The sequence below is a fragment of the Halomonas sp. BLK-85 genome, assembly GCF_044792155.1.
In the GTDB taxonomy this organism is placed as follows: Bacteria; Pseudomonadota; Gammaproteobacteria; order Pseudomonadales; family Halomonadaceae; genus Vreelandella.
In genome coordinates, this window is record NZ_CP087731.1 from 655,248 (window position 1) to 680,791 (window position 25,544).

At 55.2% G+C, this 25,544-nt stretch carries 23 protein-coding genes; 11 read left to right on the forward strand and 12 right to left on the reverse strand.

Translation table 11 applies throughout. The features are described from left to right. Positions 1–903: a CYTH domain-containing protein gene (locus tag LL947_RS02865; protein ID WP_499833883.1), complete on the reverse strand. Its 903-nt coding sequence runs from the start codon at positions 901–903 to the stop codon at positions 1–3. Positions 904–1,051: 148 nt separating this feature from the next. Between LL947_RS02865 and LL947_RS02870 the strand changes: the two genes are divergently transcribed. The 4 genes from LL947_RS02870 to LL947_RS02885 all read left to right on the forward strand — a co-directional run bounded on the left by LL947_RS02870 (position 1,052) and on the right by LL947_RS02885 (position 5,566). Continuing rightward, complete coding sequence (locus tag LL947_RS02870; RefSeq protein ID WP_290821318.1) at positions 1,052–1,732, forward strand: TIGR00153 family protein; 681 nt, start codon at positions 1,052–1,054, stop codon at positions 1,730–1,732. 8 nt (positions 1,733–1,740) lie between these two features. Beyond that, a complete protein-coding gene (locus tag LL947_RS02875) occupies positions 1,741–3,006 on the forward strand; it encodes an inorganic phosphate transporter (RefSeq protein ID WP_499833884.1) in 1,266 nt (421 codons plus the stop codon). Between the two features lie 159 nt (positions 3,007–3,165). Beyond that, positions 3,166–4,479 carry an amino-acid N-acetyltransferase gene (argA, locus tag LL947_RS02880; RefSeq protein WP_404416168.1) on the forward strand — a complete coding sequence of 438 codons (1,314 nt, stop codon included), beginning with the start codon at positions 3,166–3,168 and terminating at the stop codon, positions 4,477–4,479. 49 nt (positions 4,480–4,528) lie between these two features. Then, positions 4,529–5,566, forward strand: coding sequence for a C45 family autoproteolytic acyltransferase/hydrolase (locus LL947_RS02885; protein ID WP_499833885.1), 1,038 nt, complete (start codon positions 4,529–4,531; stop codon positions 5,564–5,566). A gap of 3 nt (positions 5,567–5,569) precedes the next feature. Here the strand turns inward: LL947_RS02885 and xseA are convergent, their stop codons facing one another. The 3 genes from xseA to LL947_RS02900 are packed head-to-tail and all read right to left on the reverse strand — an operon-like array spanning position 5,570 to position 7,557. Beyond that, complete coding sequence (gene xseA, locus LL947_RS02890; RefSeq protein ID WP_499833886.1) at positions 5,570–6,922, reverse strand: exodeoxyribonuclease VII large subunit; 1,353 nt, start codon at positions 6,920–6,922, stop codon at positions 5,570–5,572. Next, positions 6,915–7,274: a HepT-like ribonuclease domain-containing protein gene (locus LL947_RS02895; protein ID WP_499833887.1), complete on the reverse strand. Its 360-nt coding sequence runs from the start codon at positions 7,272–7,274 to the stop codon at positions 6,915–6,917. The genes xseA and LL947_RS02895 overlap by 8 nt, the downstream gene beginning before the upstream one ends. Continuing rightward, the gene (locus tag LL947_RS02900; protein WP_499833888.1) at positions 7,267–7,557 is read right to left on the reverse strand and encodes a nucleotidyltransferase family protein; all 291 of its coding nucleotides are present in this window, start codon (positions 7,555–7,557) and stop codon (positions 7,267–7,269) included. The genes LL947_RS02895 and LL947_RS02900 overlap by 8 nt, the downstream gene beginning before the upstream one ends. A gap of 228 nt (positions 7,558–7,785) precedes the next feature. On the opposite strand from LL947_RS02900, the gene guaB reads away from it, so the two are divergent. After that, entirely contained in the window at positions 7,786–9,255 is a 1,470-nt protein-coding gene (gene guaB / locus LL947_RS02905) for an IMP dehydrogenase (protein ID WP_499833889.1), read from the forward strand. A gap of 93 nt (positions 9,256–9,348) precedes the next feature. Continuing rightward, the gene (gene guaA, locus LL947_RS02910) at positions 9,349–10,926 is read left to right on the forward strand and encodes a glutamine-hydrolyzing GMP synthase (RefSeq protein WP_499833890.1); all 1,578 of its coding nucleotides are present in this window, start codon (positions 9,349–9,351) and stop codon (positions 10,924–10,926) included. Positions 10,927–11,068: 142 nt separating this feature from the next. On the opposite strand, the gene LL947_RS02915 is transcribed toward guaA, so the two are convergent. From LL947_RS02915 to istA, 3 genes are read right to left on the reverse strand one after another with little or no spacing between them, the layout of a single operon-like run. Next, positions 11,069–11,296 carry a type II toxin-antitoxin system ParD family antitoxin gene (locus tag LL947_RS02915; RefSeq protein WP_499833891.1) on the reverse strand — a complete coding sequence of 76 codons (228 nt, stop codon included), beginning with the start codon at positions 11,294–11,296 and terminating at the stop codon, positions 11,069–11,071. A gap of 46 nt (positions 11,297–11,342) precedes the next feature. After that, on the reverse strand, positions 11,343–12,083 hold the full coding sequence (istB, locus tag LL947_RS02920) for an IS21-like element helper ATPase IstB (protein ID WP_499833892.1): 741 nt from the start codon (positions 12,081–12,083) through the stop codon (positions 11,343–11,345). Further along, positions 12,070–13,587 carry an IS21 family transposase gene (istA, locus tag LL947_RS02925; protein ID WP_499833893.1) on the reverse strand — a complete coding sequence of 506 codons (1,518 nt, stop codon included), beginning with the start codon at positions 13,585–13,587 and terminating at the stop codon, positions 12,070–12,072. The genes istB and istA overlap by 14 nt, the downstream gene beginning before the upstream one ends. 536 nt (positions 13,588–14,123) lie before the next feature. Between istA and LL947_RS02930 the strand changes: the two genes are divergently transcribed. The 5 genes from LL947_RS02930 (at position 14,124) to LL947_RS02950 (ending at position 18,405) form a co-directional block, all read left to right on the forward strand. After that, complete coding sequence (locus LL947_RS02930; RefSeq protein WP_499833894.1) at positions 14,124–14,600, forward strand: NYN domain-containing protein; 477 nt, start codon at positions 14,124–14,126, stop codon at positions 14,598–14,600. A gap of 275 nt (positions 14,601–14,875) precedes the next feature. Next, positions 14,876–15,814: a peptidoglycan-binding domain-containing protein gene (locus LL947_RS02935; protein ID WP_404416189.1), complete on the forward strand. Its 939-nt coding sequence runs from the start codon at positions 14,876–14,878 to the stop codon at positions 15,812–15,814. 551 nt (positions 15,815–16,365) lie between these two features. Beyond that, the gene (gene moaB, locus LL947_RS02940) at positions 16,366–16,944 is read left to right on the forward strand and encodes a molybdenum cofactor biosynthesis protein B (RefSeq protein WP_499833895.1); all 579 of its coding nucleotides are present in this window, start codon (positions 16,366–16,368) and stop codon (positions 16,942–16,944) included. Between the two features lie 23 nt (positions 16,945–16,967). Next, positions 16,968–18,203, forward strand: coding sequence for a molybdopterin molybdotransferase MoeA (locus tag LL947_RS02945; RefSeq protein WP_499833896.1), 1,236 nt, complete (start codon positions 16,968–16,970; stop codon positions 18,201–18,203). Between the two features lie 85 nt (positions 18,204–18,288). Further along, positions 18,289–18,405 (forward strand): putative zinc-binding protein, encoded by a 117-nt coding sequence (locus LL947_RS02950; protein ID WP_499833897.1) that lies wholly within the window; start codon positions 18,289–18,291, stop codon positions 18,403–18,405. 558 nt (positions 18,406–18,963) lie between these two features. Here LL947_RS02950 and LL947_RS02955 read toward each other — a convergent pair. The 5 genes from LL947_RS02955 to LL947_RS02975 all read right to left on the reverse strand — a co-directional run bounded on the left by LL947_RS02955 (position 18,964) and on the right by LL947_RS02975 (position 25,338). Then, the gene (locus LL947_RS02955; RefSeq protein ID WP_499833898.1) at positions 18,964–20,451 is read right to left on the reverse strand and encodes an MFS transporter; all 1,488 of its coding nucleotides are present in this window, start codon (positions 20,449–20,451) and stop codon (positions 18,964–18,966) included. A 44-nt stretch (positions 20,452–20,495) separates the two neighbouring features. Then, positions 20,496–20,951 (reverse strand): universal stress protein, encoded by a 456-nt coding sequence (locus tag LL947_RS02960; RefSeq protein WP_499833899.1) that lies wholly within the window; start codon positions 20,949–20,951, stop codon positions 20,496–20,498. Positions 20,952–21,003: 52 nt separating this feature from the next. Continuing rightward, a complete protein-coding gene (locus tag LL947_RS02965; protein WP_499833900.1) occupies positions 21,004–22,596 on the reverse strand; it encodes an MFS transporter in 1,593 nt (530 codons plus the stop codon). Between the two features lie 247 nt (positions 22,597–22,843). Then, positions 22,844–23,509, reverse strand: coding sequence for a two-component system response regulator NarL (gene narL / locus LL947_RS02970; RefSeq protein ID WP_499833901.1), 666 nt, complete (start codon positions 23,507–23,509; stop codon positions 22,844–22,846). A 2-nt stretch (positions 23,510–23,511) separates the two neighbouring features. Beyond that, positions 23,512–25,338 (reverse strand): histidine kinase, encoded by a 1,827-nt coding sequence (locus LL947_RS02975; protein ID WP_499833902.1) that lies wholly within the window; start codon positions 25,336–25,338, stop codon positions 23,512–23,514. Positions 25,339–25,544: the final 206 nt, after the last annotated feature.

The window sequence follows — 25,544 nt, forward strand, 5'->3', positions numbered from 1 at the left end:
CTAGCTTAAAGCACCTGGCTCGTTCAGGCGACGGGCAAGCGCCAGGGCTGCCGGGCCAAAGTAACGATCAGGCTGGCCGTGTGAGTCCAGGCCGCAGGTCAGCTGCCTGGCGAATTCACGTAAGGTCTTATCCAGCGCCGGATGTGCGGACAGCTGGCGCAGGCTATCCTCTGCCGCTGCCAGGTGAGCTTCCCTCTGGCTGTCGTGCCAGGCATCCAGCGCCAGGGTTGCGCGGTGTAGCAGGGCACTTGGCGAGCGGGCATCCGGCAGCGGCCAGTGCTGCTCGGCCAGACACCGGCCGCGTGCGGCCTTGCTGCTGTCTGAAGGGCGCAAGGGGGTTGCCTTGGCGATCAGGGTAGCCAGTTCCCATAGGGCGTCGGGATGGCCACTTTTCAGTTCCAGCTCGAGCTCCCGTATGGGCGTGGTGTGCTGGCCGCTGACAATCTCCCCTTCATCCAGAGCGACTTCAACCCGGTTGCCTGAGTGCTCAATCTCCCAGCGGGTGCGAAGAAAATTGGTTTCCAGCTGAGGCGCCAGCTCGGCCAGCCTTTCAGGGCCAATGGCGGCAAAGGGTGGCAGGCCCTTTAACCCTTCGATATCCAGTGTCGCTGCTTCCAAGGGCCATTCCCATTCTCCTCGGGTGGATAAGCCACCGCCGCCCATGCCTGCCGTCTTGACGGTTTGCACAATCTGACCGTCGTCATGCCGTAGCCGCAAGGCAACGCGTTGCTCGGCAAGCAGACCCTCAGGCGTATCGTAATAGGTGTTGACCAGAGTGTGCTGACTGGGAGCCTGGCAGGCCAGCAGTGGAAGGCGCTTGACTCGCGGGATGGACGTATCAGGAAGGGCCAGTTTTAGCTCGATTTCCTGAGGCGATGGCGCTCCCTGGTTTTTAAGCTGCATGAAAATGCCACCTTTTTAGATGAATTTAAGATTAAATTTACATGACAGTGTGAACTTTTTGTGACGAAACGGCGGCCAAACTTTATACTGCGGCGCTTGTTCGATGAATTCAGTTTTCCGGCTCACCGAAAACAGGCTAAAAGGCTTTATGGTTACCTCCAACCCTTTTTCTGCAATGTTTGGCCGATCGCCATTCCAACCGCTGCTGGCGCATATCGTCAAAACCCACGAGTGCGCAGAGCATCTGCTTCCCTTCTTTGAAGAAACCCTGAAAGGCGATTGGGAAGGCGCAGCCCGGCTGCGTGAGGATATCACCCGGCTGGAGCATGATGCCGATGTGCTCAAGACAGAGCTGCGTCTCAACCTTCCCAACACCATGTTCCTGCCTGTTTCGCGCTCGGATCTGCTCGATCTGATCAGCGTTCAGGACAAGATTGCCAACAAGGTGCGTGATATCAGCGGCATCATGCTGGGGCGCAAGATGTGCGTGCCTGAACCGCTGGCTGAACCGATGCGTGTCTACATGCGCACCAGCGTGGCCTGTGTGGCTCAGGCCCGTCAGGCGCTTGAGGAGCTCAAGGAGCTGCTGGAATCGGGGTTCGGGCGCAATGTGTCAGACGTCATACAAAACATGATCCGCGAGCTGCATACCCTCGAAAACCAGGCCGATAGCCAACAGATCGCCATTCGCCGCCAACTGTTTGATCTGGAAAGCGAGTTGCCGCCTATCGATGTGATCTTTCTCTACCAGATCATCGATGGCGTGGGAGAGCTGTCCGACCGTGCCGAGCGTGTCGGTAGCCGCTTACAGATTCTGACGGCACGCTAGGAGGCAACATGCAGATCATTGCGCAATACGGCGACATATTCATCATCCTGGCCTGCCTGTTTGGCTTCTTTATGGCCTGGGGGGTCGGGGCTAATGATGTTGCCAATGCCATGGGAACCTCTGTGGGTTCCCGGGCGATTACCATCAAGCAGGCCATTCTGATTGCGGTCATCTTTGAATTCCTGGGCGCCTGGCTGGCAGGCGGTGAGGTCACCAACACCATCCGCAAAGGGATTATCGACCCGGAACTTTTGCAGGATGACCCCCAGCTACTGGTATACGGTATGCTCTCGGCGCTGCTGGCAGCGGGTACCTGGCTGCTGATTGCCTCCATGAAAGGCTGGCCGGTCTCGACCACTCACTCGATTGTGGGGGCTATTGTCGGCTTTGCCGTGGCAGGCCTGGGCGCCGCCACAGTGGACTGGAATGCGGTGGGCACCATTGCCGCCAGTTGGGTCGTGTCACCCCTGCTGGCAGGCACCGTCGGTTTTGTGTTGTTCAAGTCGATTCATCATCTGGTGTTTGAGGCGCAAAACCCGCTGGCAGCGGCCAAGCGATACCTGCTGGCCTATGTGTTTATGGTCGGCTTTGTCGTTGCCATGGTCACCATGACCAAGGGACTCAAGCACGTGGGGCTGACGCTGAGTTTTGCTCAAAGCCTGATGCTCTCATTGATTCTGGGGCTTGTGCTGATGGGCATTGGTTTTGTGATGGAACGCCGGGTGGTCTATGTCAAGAGTAACGAAGACCACTTTGGCTATGCCAACGTGGAGCGTGCCTTCGCTGTGCTGATGATCTTTACCGCCTGCGCCATGGCGTTTGCCCACGGTTCCAACGATGTGGCCAACGCGGTTGGACCGCTGGCAGCGGTGATCAGTGTCGTGCAAAGCGGCGGTGAAGTGGGCGGTGCTGCCCTGGTGCCCTGGTGGGTACTCGTGCTGGGCGGCGGCGGTATTGTGGTCGGCCTGGTGACCTATGGCCATAAGGTGATTGCCACAGTGGGCACCGGGATTACCGAGCTGACGCCAAGTCGTGGTTTTGCCGCCACATTGGCAGCCGCCACGACTGTGGTACTGGCCTCAGGCACCGGGTTACCGATTTCCACCACCCACACACTGGTAGGGGCGGTGCTTGGGGTGGGCCTGGCGCGCGGCATGACGGCCCTGAACCTCAGGGTGATCGGCACCATCGCCATGTCATGGTTGATTACCCTGCCGGCGGGGGCGGGCCTGGCCATCCTGTTCTTCTTCATGTTCAAGGGCATGTTTGGCTAGTGGCACCTTGACGTGGGTTACGACGTCTTTTTTTACCCTTTGAAAGACCCAGGCGGCATCTTTTCGGCATTTGATCATGTTGGAGAGGTGCCGCTGTTTTTTCAGCTCTGGTAAAGTAAATGCTGTTATTTTCTTTCACCTGCTGCCGGAGAGCGGCCCTTGGATACACGCTTCCCTTTTGTTGACTGGTTTCGCAATGCATCGCCTTACATCAATGCCCACCGCGGGCGAACCTTCGTCATCCTGATGGAAGGCGAAGCAATTGCGTCACAGCGCGGCGAACAGCTGATTCAGGACCTGGCGCTGCTGCATTCGCTCGGCGTTCGTCTGGTCGTGGTGTTCGGTATTCGCCCTCAGGTGCAGGTCGCCCTGCATAAGGCCGGGGTGGCGCCGCGTCAGGTGGCGGGCCGCTGGGTGGCTGACAGCGCCGTGATGGCTCAGGTGGAGCAGGTAGCGTCTCATCAACGCCTATGGCTGGAAGCGCGCCTTTCGCTGGGGTTGCCGAGTACGCCCCTGCATGGGGTCGATCTGAGTGTGATTTCCGGCAACCTGGTCACGGCAAAGCCGCTGGGGGTGCGTGAGGGGGTCGATTTTGATCGCAGCGGTGAAGTGCGTCGCGTACGCGCCGGGGCCATAGAAGGGCTGCTCGAAAAGGGATCCTTGGTGCTTCTGCCGCCACTGGGCTTTTCCAGCACTGGCGAGGTGTTCGATCTGGATGCCGCTGATGTGGCTCATCATGCGGCGGTGGCGCTGAACGCTGACAAGCTGATCCTGCTGGGAGAATCGGAAGGTTTGGCTAACGAGCAAGGTGCCCTGCTGCGCCAGCTAAGCCCGGACGAAGCAGAACCACGCCTGGCGGCGGCCGAGCAGGGCGGCGAGTTGGCACGCCACCTGCAAGCTGCCTGCTCAGCGGCCAGGGAAGGCGTGGCGCGTACTCACCTGCTGTGCTGGCGCAACCATGATGCGCTGCTGGGGGAGCTGTTTACCCGCGATGGCGTCGGTACCATGATCACCGAGCATCGCTACGAACAGCTACGCCCGGCGACTCTGAGTGATATCGCTGGGCTGCTGGATCTTTTGGAGCCTCTTGAACGCCGCGGCATGCTGGTGGCACGATCCCGGGAACGCCTGGAGCATGAGATTGATGACTATCTGGTGATCGAGCGTGACGGCATGGTGATCGGCTGTGCGGCTCTGCACGTCTTTGCCCAGGCGGATATCGCCGAATTGGCCTGTGTGGCCGTGCATACCAGCTACCAGGGCGGCGAGCGCGGTGAACGGCTGGTACAAGCCATTGAGCAGCGTGCCCAGCGCCTGGGTGTGGGCGCTATTTTTGTACTCACTACCCATACGGCTCACTGGTTTGCGGAGCGGGGCTTTGCGTCGGCCAGTATTGATGATCTGCCGTTGCTCAAACGTGAAACCTACAATCAGGCGCGTAAGTCCAAGGTGCTGATCAAGGCACTTGCTTGACTGTCCAGATTCAATAGCTCCTTTTCCCCGCAGCGAGTGTATAAGTGCCATGTCTGATGAAGGATTATCGCTAGGTTGGCAGCGTATCAATGGATGCTCTTATGACATTGGCCTGGCATTGGGTAGAGCCGGGCGAGACGCGGTCCATCGTCATCTGTTATCCAGTCCCATCTGGGCGGAGGTGACCGCGCCGTGTCATCGTGAGGCCGTGGCCAACATGGCCGCTAACACTCAGCATTATTTCCCGGCGGTCTGGGAAGAACTAGAGGGTTTGGCAGACGGCTTGGCGTTGCCTTTCCAGGCAGTATTTGCCTGGAACTGCCGAGGCGACCTGCTGCCTCATGTGCCGGATGGCTGTACCACATTGGCAATTCCCGGTGACAATCCGCTGATAGCACATAACGAAGACGGCCTGCCGTTTTTCAGCGGGCACTGCTTTATCGCCGAGGTAAACCCTGAACAGGCCAATGGGTTTATGGCCTTCTGTTATCCCGGCTCGATACCTGGCCACACGCTGGCCATCACCCGCCAGGGCTGGGTTCAGGCGGTCAACAACCTGCGCCTGCATGACGTGGTGCCCCAAATGCCACGCATGGTGCTGGGTCGCGCCGCTCTGTATGAAAGCTCGATTGCCGAGGTCATCGCCCTGCTGGAGCAGCACCCTGAATGTGGTGGTTTTCATTTCTCACTGGCTGAAAGGGGCCGGGCTGAGGTGATCAGCGTCGAGTTCGGGGCAGGCACCCTGGCAAAGCGGGCTCTGACTGCGCCTGCGGCACATGCCAATCATGCGCTTTTTCAGCACCAGGGAGTCGCTGCCCAGTCGATCACGGCATCCTCCCGCGACCGCCAGCAGCGCGGCGAGCAGTTATTGGCTGGCGGGGAGCGGGCGCCCCTGGCGATTCTTCACGATCAACAGGGTGATGGCCTGCCCATTCTGCGCCTTGCCGCCGACGACCCGGATCAGGAAAACACTCTGGCCACGGCAGTCATGTGCATTGAGGCCGATGGCGTTGCCTGGCGAATTTATGACCGCCCCAATGCCACACCGGCCTATGCAGGAAAGCTGGCCTTTGATCCAGGCCGCTGACCGCTACTTAACCTGAGTAAAGCGTCGTTTGACGGCAACGCTGAGCCTGCCTTCACCTAGCCGCAACTTAAGTGTCTGGCCGGGTGAGGTATCGGCGGCGCTGCGCACAATCTGGCCGTGCTCATCCTGGGCAATGGCATAACCGCGCCCGAGTACCGCCAGCGGGCTGACCGCATTCAGCTCACGGGCAAGGCTGGAAAGCCGCGTCTGGCGTCTTTCCAGCTGCAGGGCCATGGTGTTCTGCAGGTGCCGCTTGAGGCGCTCCAGATGCTGCTGTTCGTTCAGGTGGCGACGTTGCAGATCCTCGATTGCCAGGCGTTTGCGCCACAGCTCCAGGCGTTCGCGCGCCTGGAGCAGGCGCTGCTGCATGGCCCGCTCAAGGCGCTGGTGCAATGTCTTGATGTGCTGACGTTGCTGGGCCAGCCGTTCGCCGGGGTGACGTAATCGGGCGCGCAGGGTGTCCAGGCGCTGGCTGTCGCGTTCAAAGCGGGCGGTGATGGCGCGCTGGAGGCGCTGCTGCTGGTCAAGCAGCTGGCGCTTGAGCACTTGCTGATCGGGCACCAGCTGCTCCGCTGCTGCTGACGGTGTGGGCGCCCGGCGATCGGCGGCAAAATCTGCCAGGGTGACATCCACTTCATGGCCAACGGCCGACATCACCGGCAGGCGGGAGTGAAAAATAGCCCGGGCCAGATGCTCGTTATTGAAAGCCCACAGATCTTCCAGGCTGCCGCCGCCCCGGGTGATCAGCACCGCATCCCTGAGCGGGTCGAGCCGGTTCTGGCGGTTGAGCATGGCCAATGCGGAAATCAATGCCGGAGCCGCCTCGCTGCCCTGAACGGGCACGGGAATAACGCTCACATCCACCAGCGGCCAGCGGGCGTTGAGCACCGCCAGTACATCTCGCACCGCTGCACCGCTGGGCGAGGTAACGATCAGCAGGCGGCGCGGCGGAAACGGCAGAGGGCGTGCATTGGCAAACACGCCTTCAGCGCTGAGCTGGGTCTTCAGGCGCTCAAAAGCCGCCAGCAGCTCGCCGAGACCTGTCGCCTGCACGGCGTCCACCAGCAGCTGGTAGTCACCGCGTGGCTCGAACAGCGAGACCCGCCCACGCAGCTTGACCTGATCACCGTCGCGCATCGGCGCCGACACAAAACGTGCCCGCTGGCGGAACAGCGCGCAGCGCACCTGGGCAGTGTCATCTTTCAGGGTAAAGTAAAGATGCCCCGACGCAGGCCGGGAGACATTGGAAAGCTCACCTTCCACCCACACTTCGCCAATCCCCTGCTCAAGGGATTGACGCGCCCGCTGATTCAGCTGGCTGACGGTAAGGGCATCTTGCGGCTTATCTTCAAGCATCAGGTGAATTAGTGCTTATCTGCTTGAGCTGAATGATCAGCTTAGGTAAATCATCCTGGATAATGCTCCAGATAACGTCATCATCAATGCCAAGGTAACCGTGAATGAGACGATTTCTTGTTGCAATGATCATTCGCCAAGGAATATGCCTGTACTGGTTGCGAACCTCCACCGGAATGTGGGTAGCTGCTTCTCCAACCAGCTCTAGGTTTCGGAGTGTGGCATCATAGGTAATGCCACTAGTAATAAAATCTGACTTTGTCAGGTCATCGGTATAAGTAAGAGCTTTTTCTGTAAACTGAAGCATATCATCAATATAAAAGCGCCATTCGCGCATAAGCGGCTCAGACATTGACAATATCCTTATCTATGTAGGGTTTTAGCTCTTTGCGTAGCGCCTTTTCTGTCACAAGGTCTACAGGGCAGCCAAGTAAATCTTCCAGATAGAATTGCACACCAAAGTAGCGCATGGAGGTTGCAGGGCCGTCAAAGCTCACCAACACGTCGATGTCGCTGCTGGTTGTGGCCGTGCCTCTGGCAGTCGACCCAAACAGGGCAAGACGGTCCACACCATAGCGCTCTTTTAACTTCAGCTTGCTTTGACGCAGTAGTTGAAGTGTAGCTTGCCTATCCATTGGTTCTCTCTTTCAGATGTTGAGCTGTGATGCCCGATAATCAGAGCATAAAACATTGGCATGTCAATGTGCAGTGGGTGTGCGTCGCTCTGCCTTTTGGACACTGGGCTGCATCGATAAGTTGACATGCGAAATGCAGAGTGCATTGCTGCCTTGGTCGCATAGGCGTTATAATGGGGGATTAACTTTTCAGCCCCATCTTCCCACTTCAAATTGGGTGTTGCCACTATGCTACGTATGGCCCAAGAAGCACTGACGTTTGACGACGTACTTCTCGTTCCTGGCTTCTCCGATATCCTGCCCAAGGATGTCAGCCTCAAGACCCGCCTGACCCGCAACCTTTCGCTGAATATCCCCCTGCTTTCCGCGGCTATGGATACGGTGACCGAAGCGCGTCTGGCGATTGCCATGGCTCAGGAAGGCGGCATTGGCATCATCCACAAGAACATGACCCTGTCTCAGCAGGCCGCTGAAGTCCGCAAGGTCAAGAAATACGAAAGCGTGATCGTTAACGACCCGGTCACCGTCAGCCCCAAGGCTAAGCTTGAAGACCTGCTGGCCATGGCCCGTGAGTACGGCTTCTCGGGCTTCCCGGTGGTGGAAGGCGAAACCCTGGTGGGTATTGTGACCGAGCGTGACATGCGTTTCCAGCCGAATCACGGCGACAGCGTGGCGGATATCATGACCCCGCGCGAACGCCTGGTCACCGTGCCGGAAGGCACCGGCATCGAAATCAGCAAGGCCAAGATGCGCGAGCATCGCATCGAGAAGATGCTGATTGTGGATGGTGCCTTCCATCTGCGCGGCCTGGTAACCTTTCAGGATATCGAAAAGGCGCGCACCTACCCGATGGCCGCCAAGGACAACGATGGCCGCCTGCTGGTGGGTGCTGCCGTGGGTACCGGCCCGGAAACGCCTGACCGTGTCGCTGCCCTTGCCGAAGCCGGTGTGGATGTGATCATCGTCGATACCGCTCACGGCCACTCCAAAGGCGTGATTGACCGGGTTCGCTGGGTGAAGGAGCACTTCCCCCAGGTACAGGTCATTGGCGGTAACATCGCCACCGGCGCCGCCGCCATCGCCCTGGCTGAAGCGGGTGCGGACGCGGTGAAAGTCGGCATTGGCCCCGGTTCCATCTGCACCACTCGGGTGGTAGCGGGTGTCGGTATGCCCCAGATCACGGCGGTATCCAACGTTGCCGCAGCGCTGGAAAAATACGATATTCCGCTGATTGCCGATGGCGGCATTCGCTACTCCGGTGACCTGTCCAAGGCAATTGCCGCTGGCGCCAGTGCCGTCATGGCGGGTGGCCTGCTGGCCGGTACCGAGGAAGCGCCGGGTGAAATCGAGCTTTACCAGGGCCGTACCTATAAAGCTTACCGGGGTATGGGCTCCATGGGCGCCATGTCCCAGAGCCAGGGCAGTGCTGACCGCTACTTCCAGGATAAAACCGAAGGTGCCGAAAAACTGGTGCCGGAAGGGGTTGAAGGCCGCGTCCCTTATAAGGGCATGATGGGTGCGATTGTCCACCAGATGATGGGGGGGCTACGCGCGTCCATGGGCTATACCGGGTGCCGCACGATTGATGAAATGCGCACCAAGCCGGAGTTCGTCAAGATTACCGGTGCCGGCTTCAACGAATCCCACGTCCACGACGTGCAGATCACCAAGGAAGCGCCCAACTATCGCGCCAGTTAATTCCCAAGCGCTACATCACAGCGGCGAGGCTCTCCTCGCCGTTTGCTTTTTGGCTTTACCAGCGGCCCCATACCGCGTAACCGAGACCCCGCCATGAGTGACATTCACGCCCATAAGATCCTGATTCTCGACTTCGGCTCCCAGTATACCCAGCTGATCGCCCGCCGGGTGCGCGAAATCGGTGTGTTTTCTGAAATTCGCGCCTTCGATATCACTGAAGAAGAGATTCGCGATTACAATCCCAACGGCATTATCCTGGCCGGCGGCCCGGAGTCCGTGACCGAGCTGGATTCTCCGCGTGCGCCTGAATGTGTGTTTACCATGGGCCTGCCGGTATTTGGCATCTGCTACGGCATGCAGACCATGGCCGAGCAGTTGGGCGGAAAGGTCGCCGGTTCCCACCAGCGTGAATTCGGATACGCCCAGATCCAGATCGACGCTGAAAATGCCCTGTTCAAAGCCATTAAAGACCATGTCGATGCCAGCACCGGCAAGGCGCTGCTGGATGTGTGGATGAGCCACGGTGACAAGGTCGCCGAAGTACCGGATACCTTCACTGTCACCGCTTCCACCCCCAGCTGCCCGATTGCCGCCATGGCCTGGGAAGAAAAGCAGTTCTACGGGGTGCAGTTTCACCCGGAAGTGACCCACACCCTGCAAGGCCAGCGCATTCTTGAGCACTTTGTGCTGGATATCTGCGGCGCTGAAAAGCTCTGGACGCCGGCACAGATCATTGAAGATCAGGTGCAGCGCGTACGCGAACAGGTGGGCGACCGCCACGTACTGCTGGGCCTCTCCGGCGGTGTCGATTCCTCCGTGGTGGCCGCGCTGTTGCACAAGGCGATTGGCACCCAGCTGACCTGTGTGTTTGTGGACAACGGCCTGCTGCGCAAGCAGGAAGGCGATCAGGTCATGGAAACCTTCGCCAAGCATATGGGCGTGAAGGTCATCCGTGTGGATGCCGAAGACCTTTTCCTCGGCAAGTTGAAGGGCGAGAACGACCCGGAAGTGAAGCGCAAGATCATCGGCAACACCTTTATTGATGTGTTCGATCAAGAAGCCGGCAAAATCGAAGGCGTCGACTTTCTCGCCCAGGGTACTATCTACCCGGACGTGATCGAATCCGCCGCTTCCAAGACCGGCAAGGCGCACGTGATCAAATCCCACCACAACGTGGGTGGTCTGCCGGAAACCATGAAGCTCAAGCTGGTCGAACCGCTGCGCGAACTGTTTAAAGACGAAGTGCGCAAACTCGGTCTCGAACTTGGCCTGCCGTATGACATGGTCTACCGCCACCCCTTCCCGGGGCCGGGCCTGGGTGTGCGTATCCTGGGGGAAGTGAAGAAGGAATACGCCGATATTCTGCGCGAAGCCGACGCTATCTTCATCGAAGAACTGCGCGCCTCCGGCTGGTACGAAAAAACCAGCCAGGCCTTTGCCGTCTTCCTGCCGGTGAAATCGGTTGGCGTTGTCGGCGACGGCCGCCGCTACGAATGGGTCATCGCGCTACGCGCGGTAGAAACCATCGACTTCATGACCGCCCGCTGGGCGCACCTGCCCTATGAGCTGCTGGAGAAAGTCTCCAACCGCATCATCAATGAGTTGGAAGGCGTCTCCCGCGTCACCTATGATGTCAGCAGCAAGCCGCCTGCGACGATTGAGTGGGAATAAACCAAACGCTTTGCGTTAATCTAAAAGGGCTCATCAATGATGAGCCCTTACTATTTGGAATCAATAACAAGGCTATTCAGAATGTGCGCTTGGCAGAAATCCAAATCGTCTCTTGCTCTCGGCGTGAAACGCAAGTCGGGCATTACGTTTCGCTATCCAAATCGTTGATTAAAGCATTCATCGAGAATTCTTCCACGAATTCACCGGCGCCAGCCTGCTGGGCCCCGTGTTCCAGGTGAGTACGCAGCACCTCCAGTTTGCTTTTGCGCTCTTCCATGGCACGTAACGCATCACGCACCACCTCACTGGCAGAGCCGTAGCGGACGCTGGCGACTTCGTTTCTGATAAAGACCTCCCTGTCAATGACCATCTATTTTGACCCACCTTTGGCCAATAAAATTGACCCACCTGATGCGTTAGTTGGTTAACTTTTCTTTCAGTCGATAGCTTTCTCCTCCCAGCATGAAGATGTGTGAGTGATGGATGATCCGGTCCACGATCGGGATGGCGACATTGTCGTTATGGAAGAACTCGCCCCAGTCGGTAAAGTCCTTGTTCGTGGTCAAGATGATGGAGCGGTATTCATACAGGCTGTTCACCAGCTGGAAGAGGTTGTAGCGGGACTGGCGACTCATAGGTAGGTAGCCCAGCTCATCGATGATCAGCAGGTCGTTTTTGGCCAGCAGGCTGATCCGCTTTTTCAGTTCACCGCGCTTTTCAGCTAACTCCAGTTCTTCTACAAGCGCCATGGCGGTTTTGAAGACCACCCGATAACCTGCTTCGATGGCTTTGTAGCCCAAGCCGATAGCGAGGTGGGTTTTACCCACTCCCGGTGGTCCAATGAACACCAGGTTCTGACGTTGGTCCAGGAAGTTGAAGTCCAGCAGCGCACTGATCTGGCGTTTGTTGATGGTGGTCTGATGACGGTAATCGAAGTCATCCAGACGTTTCTCCATCGGGAAGCGAGCCTGTTTGAAGTGGCGCTGGATGCGCTTCTGGTCGCGCTCTTTCAGCTCATGGCTGAGAAGGTGATCCAGGCATTGCAGGTAGGACCAGTCATTGTTTTCAGCATCCCCCAGCAGCTGAGGGAGCTGTTGAGCCATCCAGGTTAAGCGCAGGCTTTTGCAGCGGGCACGGATTTGTTCAAGCTGGCCCATGGGTTACCTCCTGGCCACTGGGCTGGCCAAGTCGCTGATAAGCCGATAGGTCTACCTGGTTGGTCGCAGCAGTCTCTGGCAGACCATGGCCTGGATAACGCCCTTTGCTTCGTGCCTGACGCTCCGCTTCCAGGTAGCGTTTGATTTTGCCAGCGGTGATGCCGGGCCGCTCGGCCAACTGTGCAAGCAGTGTTCGATCTTCGTGCTCCAAGTGAGTAAGGATTGATTTCAGTGCCACCAGCTGATCCTTGATGATTTTAGGCTCAGTGCGCTTGATCTGTTGACAGAGAGCCTGCCCTAGCGGATCGCCCAGTATCTGGTTGATCTCCGTCTCCAGCTGAGCCACCCGAGCTTCTCTGTCCCGGTAGTGGTTGTTGTTTTTAATGATCCGTCCCTTATCAAGACAGAGGGCATGTTCTGCCAGGATCTCGCCGGTGTTCAGGTCGGTAATGATCAGACGAGCCTCCTGCTCCATCACACCGACCTGAGCCTGCTGCCAGGCCAGAGGCACAGAGTATTTATTAGCCTGGTAGCTGATCAGGCCAGTTTTATCCGCACGGCGGGTTTCAACAGCCGAAGGCTGATAAAGACTGCTGGGAGCCAGGTAGGGCTTCAGCTGAGGGCGCTCTTCGGCCATGAAGAGCGTGTGGGGTATTTGGCCGGTAGTGCCATGTTCACGGCGGTTAGCGACCTCATCCAGCCAGTTTTGCAAGTGGTCTCTCACCGCTTGCTGACTGCTGAAGTGTTCGCCATAAAAGCAGTCCTGCTTGACGTATTTGACCCCGGCTTCCACCTTGCCCTTGCTCTGGGGGTCATAGCCTTCACAGGCATGGATTCGGAACCCAGCCGTGGTGGCATACTGGTAAAAGCGTTGATTGGCCTCGATCTCTCGGTACTGCTCCTTGATCACTACCAGCTTGGTCTGGTCATAAACGCATTCTTCAGTGATGCCGCCAAAATACCGAAAGGCTTCATCATGCAGTTGGATAAAAGTGGGCGTATCCAGGGGTTGAAAGGATAGCCCTACATACATCTGCCGAGAGTAGGACAGGACAAACACAACAAAATGGAGCGTCATATCCTGATCACCGACGCGAACCCCACGCAGCTCACCGGGATCAACCTGACACTGAACACCAGGAACATCATCAACAATGGGTTCAAAGTAACGAACCTGGGCCACCGCTACTTCCTGGCGCAGTTGCTGAATATAACGGCGCAGACTGCGATCTGATGCAGGGATAGAACCGTATTTACTCTGCAGCTTACGCGCCACCTTGACGGCACTCAGCTTGGGAAATTCACCCAGCAGGTACACGAGATAACTGCGGTAATCATCCAGCTTTTTGGCGCGACTGGGATCAGCCTGCTGACTCTGGATGACGTCTTCTGATAGGCGCAGATACTTACGGACAGTATTACGAGATATAGACAACTGCTGACTGATGGCTCGAACGGAAAGGCCTTGGCCGTTGTCGTGCAGAGCTTTGATTTTATGAATCACAACCCACTCCTTCAAACCCCTTCCCCTTGGAAAAAATGATTCAGGGAAGGTACGGGTTCTGGTGGCCAAAGCCACCTCGGGGGTGGGTCAAAATTAATGGCCAGAAGAGGGTCAGTTTAGTTGGCCATTAACACTCCCAGTGTTCCCCAAGGCTAAGGCTCGTTGTGGCCATCATTGTTTCCTATATTCATAAGTAACAAATATGAATGCAGGTGCGGTTGCCAAGAAAGGCAAGAAAGCAAGTTCAATAGCCCTTGAGCCGAATATAACCCATAAACGGCTCATAATGTGATCTGAATAGGTGAGGTGACCGGCTCATGTATATCTGGAACAGCGCAACTGGCCGCATTTTAGTTGTTCGGTCAGTTACGGGGTAACGGTCTGACGTCTGCCCTGGCCACCATTGAGCAAGGTTTTGGGGATGAGCTTTTTTACCCTGTAAGAAGTATTCCTAATCGCTTGCGCGGTAACATGTGCGCTTACCCACGCCAGTCTTGCGAGGCTGGCGTTTCACTCCCAGTCCAGGCCTATCTGACATGACGAGCGTCGCTATTTTCGTGGATACCCAGAACGTCTACTACACCGTGCGCGAAGCCTACGGCAAACACTTCGACTATCGCCGGTTCTGGGCGAAGGCGACGGCGAACCGGGAGGTATTGGTCGCCCGCTGCTATGCCATCGACAAGGGGGATGCCAGGCAGCGCGAGTTCCAGAACATCCTCCGTTCGATCGGCTTTGAGGTCAGGCTCAAGCCATTCATCCAGCGCATGGATGGTTCCGCCAAGGGCGATTGGGATGTGGGTATCACGCTGGATGCCATTGAGTTCGCGGCGAAAGCGGATGTGGTCGTGCTGGTCTCCGGCGATGGCGATTTTGACCTGCTTGCGCAGAAAATCCGTGAGGTGCACGGCAAGCGCGTCGAGGTCTATGGCGTGGCCCAGCTCACCGCGGCCTCCCTCAGAAACGCTGCGAGCCAGTTCATACCGATTGAACGCGATCTGCTGCTCGGGTGACTCAGCAAATAAAGTACCAAGAACAAAAAAGTTACAAATAGGAAATAGTTCCAAGCTTTGCTCAAGGCAATCGTGAACTTTATTGAATAGTCATGCGTTGTGCTTTTAATTTGCCGGTGACCTTGTATTATTTAATAACATCATAATTAAGTAATTTAAGGGATTTTGACATGAAGTTTCGCTTTTTCTTGGCTCCAATCACAGCGGCTGTCATTTTGTCAGGTTGTGCAACCAGTCAACCAAATGTGGCAGAAACTGACGAATTCAAGGAGTTAATGAATCGTCAGGCTCAGTTGACGGCAGAGAACAATCGGCTTGAAGAGATGTTGAATGAAGCCTCCAAGTCTGAGCTGCTTCCACCCAATGCCAAGCCCAACCACTGTTATGCGCGCGTTGTCGTTCCAGCAGAGTACGCAACCGAAACCGAAACCGTACTGGTGGCTGAGGAAAGTGAACGTGTAACAGTTGTTCCGGCTCAGTATGAAACTGTGACCGAAGAGGTGTTGGTTGAAGAGGCTTATGAAGAGCTTAAGGTCATTCCGGCCACCTACAAGACAGTGACCGAAGAAGTCCTGGTTTCAGAAGCAAGTACGGAACTCAAGACCATCCCAGCCGAGTACAGGACGGTCACTGAAGAGATCATGGTCAGCCCGGCTTATACCACCTGGGAGAAGGGCCGAGGCGCCATTGAGCGTATCGATGAAGCGACTGGCGAGATCATGTGTCTGGTCGAAGTGCCTGCTGAATACAAGACTGTGACCCGTCAGGAGCTCGTCAGTCCTGAAAGGACTGTGGAAGTGGAGGTGCCTGCTGAGTACAAGACGGTAACCCGTCGTGTCATTGATCAGCCAGCACGCACCGAAACAGTCACCGTACCAGCCGTTTATGAAACCGTAGAAGTGGTACGGGAAGTGCGCAAGCCGCAAGTGCAGAAAACCACGATTCCAGCAGAGTACGCTGAAGTAACCAAGCAGCGCCTGGTTACTGATGCGGATATGGAATGGCGTGAAATCCTGTGTGAAACCAACACAACCGAAGACGTGGTGCGTCGTCTGCAGGTTGCCCTTGAGCAGAAAGGCTATGACCCTGTATGGATTGATGGCGTCTACGGTGATCGAACGCGCAATGCTGTCATTCAGTATCAGCAGGATAACGGCCTTCCCTACGGACAGCTGACCATGGGAACACTGCAGCACATGGGTGTTGAGCTGTAAGAAACGTATCTGAAAGACCCAAAAGCTGATAATGATCAGTTTGAAGCACCTGCCAGACGCCTTGTCTGTCAGGTGCTTTTTATGCTTATAAATACTAATGAATACGTTGATCAATACAGGCAGCGATTAACATTCAGAGTCCGCAGAATCTCTAGATCCGCAGAAAGTTTCACTTCAGCAACATCAACCGTCTATTCCTTTACGTTGGCACTTCTATTACTTAGGGAGTAGACAGGGTGTATATGGAGGTAATCACGCAGCAATTTGTTTGTCGATCACGCAGAATCCTCACAATGGACCGCGCACTGTCTTGTATGCAAATTTTAGGCGCCTGAAGGTCGGTCATGACCCACCTCATCGTCTGCCTGAGTCTCTTCCGAAAGGCCTGAAAGACTTTTGCAAATGATCATGATGAAAACCGCGATGATTCTCGCCAATAGTAGTGATCGTTTTCGGTGGTAACCAGTCAAGGTCGTGAGTGTCAGGAATTGTTATTTGCAACAGTGCTGGTGGCAGTTTGATGCAATAAGAAAGCTGATAGGAGAGATTTGATGTCCCACGTTCCTGTAGATGCTCTTTTTACTCCGCTTGGCATTGCGGTGCTAACGGTTTCTGATACACGTGGTTTTGACGAGGATGGCAGCGGTGATCTACTGGTTGAACACCTGAGCGAAAGCGGCCATATCCTGGTCGAGAGACGCATCGTTTCCGATGATATTTATCAGGTGCGTGCAGTGGTCTCATCATGGATTGCGCGGACGGATATCCACGCGATTTTGATTAATGGTGGGACGGGCTTTACCACTCGGGATACGACTCCAGAGGCGCTAGTGCCGCTTTTCGACACAGCGATTGAGGGGTATGGCGAGCTGTTCCGTCATTACTCCCTGAAGACAATTGGCACAGCGACGATCCAGTCTCGAGCCGTAGCCGGGGTGGCCAATCGAACGATAATGTTTGCGATGCCCGGCTCCCCCAAAGCGTGTGCACTGGCGTGGGACAAAATTATAGCTTTGCAGCTGGACTCTCGCACTCGGCCTTGCAACTTTGCCGCCATGGTACTGCCTTCAACGACCCCGTGCGGTGGACGTCGCACAGCGACCTCTTCCGTTAGTGTGGAGGATTTATGAAGTGTGACTGCGCAGAGATAGTCATGCCCGGCCTTTTAGATCTATTTGATGCTCGCCAACGGCTTATTGACGTTGCCAGGCCTATTAATGAAGTAGAAAAAGTCACCCTGGAACAATCGGCGGGGCGAGTGCTGGCAGAAACACTGATCGCACCTCTTGATATGCCAGGAGTAGACAATAGTGCTATGGATGGTTATGCCTTGTGCTTGGCTGATTACCAAACGACATTTCCCGGCGATGGCTTACCCATTCTTCAACGCGTACCGGCTGGCGCAGGCGTTATGCTGCTACCGGAGAAAGGTTGCGCGCGTATTCTTACCGGCGCGCCGGTACCCATCGGGGCGGATATTGTAGTACCTCAAGAGCGAGTAGTCCTTGATCAGCGCGGACATATCCACCTTAAGGGTAATTTGGTGATGGGCGCTAATATTCGTCGTCAAGGCGAGGAGATCCGTTCGGGTACGCCGTTACTAGCTGCGGGTGAATATCTAAATGCTGCGTCTGTTGCGCTGCTGGCAAGTCATGGCATCAACAAGGTTACTGTCAAGCGACGGCTTCGTGTGGCGCTACTCTCAACCGGGGATGAGCTAATTGCCCCTGGCACGGCGCGATCACCGGGTCAGGTATACGACAGTAATCGCGCCATGCTAAACGTACTGCTATCGCAATCTCAGTGCGATGTACTGGATATGGGGGGCATCGCTGATTCGCCGCAATCATTACATCAGGCCTTTGAGCAGGCACAAAGCGTTGCCGATGTGGTGATGTGCACCGGTGGGGTTTCGGTAGGAGAGGAGGATCATGTTCGCCCAGTGATTGATCAGCGCGGTGGATTATTTTTTCATGGTGTAGCCATGAAGCCAGGAAAGCCTTTTGCATTCGGTTATCTGGGCACGGAGTCCTCTTCTTTCATACCGTTAATAGCGCTGCCCGGTAACCCTGTGGCCTCTCTGATGGGATGGCAACTGCTGGCACAGTCGTTTATACATGCTATGCAAGGCAGACATTTAGCTTCGTTGCAATGTTACCCGGTAAAAGCGGGTTTTTCTCAGCGTGGCCCCAAGGGCCGGCGCGAGCTGTTACGTGTGCTGCTGGATTGGTCAATGGGAATACCTGTGGCGCAGTTATCAGGCGGTCAGGGCTCGCATATGCTCAGTGCGGCAAGTCAGGCACACGGCTATCTGATGATTGACGCTGAAACAGATGTAGTAGAAGGGGAAACCTTCCTTTACTATCCCATCGATCAGTTCTCTGTTTGAATTACTTGTCCCGTCTTGGTCGCTGACATCTGTGCTTTTCTAAAAGAAGGTATGCCTTTACAAAATAAACCACGCGCACTGATTTATGCCTGGTCTGGTGCGAACTGCCCGCTCAGGGCGGCCGATCATAGCGATTGATGGATGTCAGATGCATTGTGCGAGCCACTGTCTCGCCAAAGCGGGCGTTATACCGAGCATGTAAAACTCTACGAAAAAGGCCTGTGTAAGCGACACGGGCGGTTTTTATGATGAGGAGACGGTGACAAATGTTGCAACTGAAGTAAAAGACCTCATTGGTCAGCTACACGTTAATGCTGCCTCCTCATACTGTAGTTAGCAACGATCTCAGGGCTTGAGAATCTGGAAGGCAAAGCACAATAACATCAGTGGTTGTATTGAGTGTTTCAAGATGGTCTTTCAACATCGTTAGACTTTTTATCCAGGTGAAGTGGTGTTCGTATCCACTGAATTTGAGGTTATAGCAGATCAGGCCGGCATCTCCGTCTTCGTCTTCAAGCAACACTGCACTCGGTGCTTTAATAAAAAAACCTCTAAAACTCAGGCGTCTGACAGGCGACCAAGATAAAACAGTAGTTCGTCACGCGCTGCCCATGCTGAGCGATTCCCTGTCTGCATGGGCCACGTAGGTTTTCTTACAGTCTGGTAAATGCTGACATACGCATAGGATGGACCAAGCGCCACTGTTAAAGGTTTCCGAGTGGCGCTTGGAATGCATCAGCGTTTCCAACTCACATGAAGGTCAGTTAGTCTGGCCGTCAGCTTCGGCAATCATGCGGTCAACCGAAGAGACATGGTATTCCTCGGCAAAGGCCCCTTCCGGTTCTTTCAGCCAGATAAAGCAGATCAGCCAGCTCAGGAAGGCGCCTGCGGCCAGGATGTAGAAGAACTGGGTGGGGGTGACAAAGGTGAAAATAGTCAGATAGACCACCGCACCAACGTTGCCGTAAGCACCCGCCATCCCCGAAATCTGCCCGGTAATGCGCCGCTTGATGGAAGGAATAATCCCGAACGTGGCACCTTCTGAACCTTGAACAAAGAAAGAGGTAAAGATGGTCACCGCAATGGCGACGATCAGCGGCCAGCTTTCGTTCATGGTCGCCATCAGGGTAAAGCCGATGAAGATCCCGAACATATAGCTGAGCATGACAAAGCGACGGTTGCCCATACGGTCAGAAACGGCACCCCCCATGGGGCGAGCCACCAGGTTCACAAAGGCAAACGAGGACGCAATGATGCCCGCGGCGGCAGCGGACAGCCCCCAGGTCTGCTCGAAAAACATGGGCAGCATGGAAATTACCGCCAGTTCAGCGCCAAAGTTGGCAAAGTAGGTGCTGTTCAGAGCAGCGACGCTGTTGAAGGAATACTTGTCGTCTTCCGGCACGCCTTTTTTCAGGATGGGTACATTGACGCGGACGATCTGGGTGACCTGATAAACGATGATCGCGAAGATCACCAGATAAGCGATGATAGCGGCACCTGTGGACATAAAGCCCAGATCCTGAATGCGCCAGACCAGAATAGCCAGACAGCCGACCAGAGGAATGGTCCACAGGATCAGCTTGACCATATCGCCCCAGGTGCTGACTTCCATGGCCATGGCCTTGCGTGTTTTACGGTGGGAATGGGCGCTGGGGCCATCGGTAATCCCGAACCAGTAATAGACACCGTAGGCGGCCATGACCACAGCGCTCTGGGCGATGGCCCAACGCCATCCGTCATCACCGCCGTACATGGTGATGGCAATGGTCGGCAGTGTCATAGCAGCAGCGGCAGAACCAAAGTTACCCCAGCCTGCGTAGAAACCTTCTGCAAAGCCGATATCACGCGGCTTGAACCACAGTGCTGTCATATGAATGCCCACCACGAAGCCCGCACCGATGGAGCTGAGGATCAGTCGTGAAACCAGCAACTGGGTCATGGTATCGCCAAAGGCAAAGGCCAGGGCGGGAATGGACATGACGACCATCAGAATTGAAAACACCCGCCGTGGGCCGAAGCGGTCAAGCGCCATGCCCACAATGATACGAGCGGGAATGGTCAGGGCGACGTTACAGATAGCAAAGAGACGAATATGATCCTGGGTTAGCCAGTCCATTTCACGCAGCATGCTGGTGGCCAGGGGCGCCATGTTGAACCAGACATAAAACGTGATGAAAAAGGCGATCCAGGTAAGGTGCAGTGCGCGTATCTCGGGCGAGCGCACCTGAAATAATTTGGCGACTTTCATGGAATATGTTCCTTTTTACTTAGAAAAAAGGGTGCTTACAGGACTTAGCTGGACATAATCAGCAGCGGGCATTCAGCGCGACGTGTCAGAAAGGAGCTGACGCTGCCGAAGGTCATATAATCCAGTTCATCAACGAAGTAGCTCAGTGACTGGGCAATCAGTCCGCCGTCCGGGGTGTGGCTGTGGCGAGCGATGACCAGCATGTCGGGAGCGATGCGCTTGCTGGCATCCAGCAGCATCTTGCGAGCATCGCCTTCAGCGATAACCCGCTCAACTTCAAGACCTTCCTTCTGAGCCACTTCCATACCTTCCTGCAGGCTGGCTTTCAGGGTGGCGTATTCCTCTTTGAACAGATCTTCATTGGCATCGGTCGAATCACGAGGATTCTCGGCCACGCCGACAAGTACCAGCGTGGGCGACATTGATTGAAACAGGGTGATGACCTTGGCCAGTGTCAGCTTGGCGTTGCGAGAGCCATCGTAGGCAAGCATGATTTTCATGGTGAATCTCCACCGATCAGGGGCCGCCCTGAAGTGGCAGGGCGGCAGCGTATCAAGGGTTCTTGACGTAGGCGTTTTTGCGCAGATAGAACCACCAGTTGACGATCAGGCAAAGGGCATAGAAGACCGCAAAGCCATACATGGCCATCTCTGGAGTACCCGCCTTGATCTGCTCACCCATAACCCTGGGCGCAATGAAGGCACCATAAGCAGCGACGGCAGATGTCCAACCAAGCACAGGGCCTTTCTGCTGGAGGTCAAAAATGAAACCGATGCTCCGGAAGGTGGAACCGTTACCGATACCGCTGGCGGCAAACAGGACGATGAACAGCAACAGGAACATCCAGAAATACTGGTTCGGGTCTGTGGCGTTGTAGGCCAGCATCATCACATAGCCCACGGCGGTGGAGGCCACAACCATGACCACTGAAATTGCCTGGGTCACGATGGCACCGCCCAATTTGTCGGAGATCCAGCCGCCCAGCGGGCGAATAAGGGCACCGACAAATGGCCCCATCCAAGCCCAGGTCAGGGCGCTGGGCGCTTCCGGGTTGGACACACGGGTGATGGTGCCGTCGGCGGCAACCTCCATCATGTTGCCGAAAATCACGCTGATGGAGAGCGGCAGGGCCGCTGAAAAACCGATAAAGGAGCCAAAGGTGGCGATGTAGAGCACTGTCATTGCCCAGGTGTGCTTGTTGGAGAAGATGGCGAACTGCTTCTGGATGTTGGGCTTGATATCACCTGGAATCATGCGCAACATCAGCAATGTCAGGATAATGGTCATCGGCAGGGCGACCCACATATTGAGCCAGCCAAGGGCAACGACACCGATAATGGCAGCCAGTAAGCCGACAGCATAAAGCCCGAGGATCTTGCCAAAGGCCTTCAGAGGAGACCCCGGGTTGGGCGTGATGGCACGAATATTGTTCATACCAAACCAGCCAGCAAAAGCTAGCGGAATCAGAAAGACCAACCAGATAAAGCCTGCGTTCTGAATCCAGGTATCAGTGCCTGCTTCAATCCGGCCAATCAGGGTGCCGCTGGCTTTTTGCAGCTCCATAGGGTCGCCGCCGAGGGCACCAAAGATGCCCACTGTCATTACCAGTGGAATCAGGATCTGCATGGTGGTGACGCCGAAATTGCCAAGCCCGGCGTTCATGCCCAGAGCATAGCCCTGCTGTTTCTTGGGGAAAAAGCTGGAGATATTGCTCATTGAATTGGCGAAGTTGCCGCCACCAATGCCGGAAAGCAGCGCCAGCGCCTGGAACATCCAGAAGGGCGTAGACGGGTTCATCAATGCAATACCGGTGCCTAGGGCCGGGATCATCAACAGTGCCGTAGTCAGAAAAATGGTGTTGCGCCCGCCTGCGATCCTGATCATGAAAGAGGCAGGAATCCGCAGGGTTGCCCCGGAAAGGCCGGCAATGGCCGTCAGAGTGAACAACTGATCTACGCTAAACGGAAAGCCGAGATTCTGCATCTGGGTAGTGATCATCCCCCACATCAACCAGACGGCGAACCCCATCAATAAACTGGGAATGGAAATCCACAGATTGCGATTGGCAATGCGTTTGCCTTCCTGTTCCCAGAACGTGGGATCTTCAATTTCCCAACGTTCTATATCGGCATTTTTTTTACTCATGGTGTACTTCCCCCTTGGACCAAAACACAGCGTCGTGCTGGAATATCAAGAAAGATACGCCTTGCTGAATGTTGGCGAAATGGGGGAAAAAAGGTACCAGAAAGCCTTATCTACCACTTGAGGGGTATAGGGGGTTGTAATTAAATATATGATTTTAATGATTTTTATATATTTTTGGTGGGCGTTGTTGCAGGTAATTAAAGACCCCCAAGTCTTTGGGGGTATCTACACAGAATCGGGGTTTGACTTAGTTAAAACCTTCCTGGACAGCCCAGACGGCGGCTTCTACCCGGGATCGCAAGTGCAACTTCTTGAGCAGGTGTTTGACGTGAACCTTGACGGTTCCTTCGGTGATATCCAGTTTACGGGCAATCAGCTTGTTGGACATGCCTGCGGCAAGCTCGCGCAGGATTTCCTTTTCCCGTTGAGTGAGCTCTCCTGCGGAAGGGGTTGCGGGGGCCGAACGATGGCTGCGTAAGGCTTCAGCCAGCAGGGTTGTGAGAGTTTCGCTGATTGCCATGCGTCCTTTGGCGGCCTGGCGCAGCTGATGCACCATGTCCTCAGGCTCCATATCTTTCAGTAGGTAGCCATCGGCGCCACCGCGCAGCGCATCCACCACGTCATTTTCCTGATCGGACACTGTGTACATGATGATTCGCCCTGTATAACCGGCATCACGCAGGTTTTTCAGAGTGGTTAGTCCGTCCATCTCCGGCATATTGAGATCCAGCAGCAACATGTCAGGCTCAAAAGCGATAGCCCGCTCAATGCCTTCTGCGGGGGAACCGGTATCAAACACCAGATCAAGATCATCCTCTATTTCCAGCAGTTGGCGAACGCCCCGGCGCAGTAACGGATGATCATCAATTACCATGATGGTAGCGGGTCGATCATCGTGGGTCGCAGTGGCCATACTTATGAGCTCCCTTCGTGAATCAGTCGGTCAGTTTGTGGGGTAAAGGTCAGGTGTACCCCGGTACCGCCTTCAGGACGGTTTTTGAATGTCAGGTCTGCGTTAATGTTACGGGCCCGGTCACGCATGATGACCAGGCCGTAGTGCATGGGCGGCGATTGGTCATCATCAAGCCCGATGCCATCATCTTCAACATCGAGATAAAGGGTGGCTTGCCGAAAGGTAAGGCTGACTCTGGCCCAGTGGGCGTTGGCATGTTTGACTACGTTAGCAAGTGCTTCGCGAGCAATCTGAACCAGGTGCACCTCTTCGTTGGCACTCAACAAATGTGGTGGCACTTGATACGTCAGTGCGACGGGAAAGTCCAGCCGCGCACTGAATTCGTCGACTGTTTGTTGCAGAGCGGGCTGCAGTCCAGGCTTGTCGAGAGACAAGCGAAAGGTGCTGAGCAGCTCACGTAGCTGTCGGTAAGCGGTGTTCAAGCCTTCTCGCAGATCCTTCATGACCCCATTTTGCTGTTCAGCAGGCATGCCTTTCTCCTGCATTTTTTCCAGCCTGGCAACCTGCATTTTCAGATAGGACAGTGATTGTGCCAGGGAATCATGCAGCTCCCGGGCAATAATAGTGCGTTCCTTGATTAAAGAAAGCTGCTGTTGCTCTTCGATACGTTGCTGCAAATAGATGGCGGTTGCCAGGTGGTCGGCCAGGGTGTTGAGCAATTGCCGAGTAGAGGCGTCAGGAGGTGAGGTATAATTAACGCTCAGATAGCCCAGAATGCCCTGGCCCACGTTGAGCGGCAGCACCAGTCGGTGGTGGTTATCTTGCCCGGTAGTGTCAGTGGCCAGGCAGTCCGTGGCTTCATAGTTGGCCTCATGCGGCTCATGAGCGTTTTCCAGGCAGGCAAAGCATTCTAGATTACGACAGTAGCGAGGCCTGTACATTGAGTGAGTGGAAAGGATTTCCATATTGCTGGCATCATGCTCATTGTATAGCGAGAGTCTTACTGGACCGATATCTAGAACTTTTTCAAGTTCTCGCAGCATGGGAGTGGCGCTGGCGCAAAGGTCATTTCCTCCGCCGTAAAGCATGCGGCTGCCATCATGAATGACCTGTAGAGCACGATTCTGGCGCTCAAGTTCTGCCTTCTTATGAGATACTCGCGTCTCAAGTGCCTGATAGCTGACACTTAGTTCTGAGGCCATTTGATCAAAAGTGCGTCCAAGCTGTCCGAGTTCATCGTGGCTGCGAAAATGCGTACGGTAGTGAAAGTTGCGTCGCCCTGCCTCACGGCTAAGCACCATCAACTGACGCAGAGGAGTGACCAGGTTATGGCGGATGTCAAAAAAAGCAACCAGGAGTAACAGCCCAATCAGGGCCAGAAATAATACCTGCATGGTGCTCAAAAGACGTAGCTTGGCCTCGGTGCTCCCCTCCAGCAGCGATACAAAATGGTCAATATCGTCAATAAAGCCATCCAGCTGCCGGTTTATGGAATCCGTTCCTGAAAAATCATTTTCGAGAGAATCTTGAAGAGCCGGGCGGTATATTTCATGCCAGTCATTCTTGAGTTGGTCGAGGTCCCCTATGACCTTGTCGTTGTGGATATAGCCTTCTTTGTGTGAGGTGTTGAGGCTTTCCAGACGTGTGGAAAGTAACTCACTCAGTGAACCTACCTGCTGCCTAATAGCCTGAGGCGAGGTATCAGGGGCATAGCCTAGAGCTTCCTTGATCTGTGAGGCGTTCCATCGAAGTGAGCCAGCAATGTTGATCGCCTTGGCATCCCCCTGACTACTTTGGGCTATCACCATAGTCAAACCGATGCTGGCCATCGCAATGCTGCTGATTACCATTAAGAAGGCTACAATACGGGCAACCAATGAATTTCTCAGGATTTTCATAGCGTTCCTAAAAATGCCTCATGTTGCATCTGGCATCCTCCATATACGTAAAGCTGTTCTGGCTCACCCAATGATCAACAATGATCAAAACAATATTCTATCTCAATGTAGTATAACTTATACTTCTTTGTAGGTAG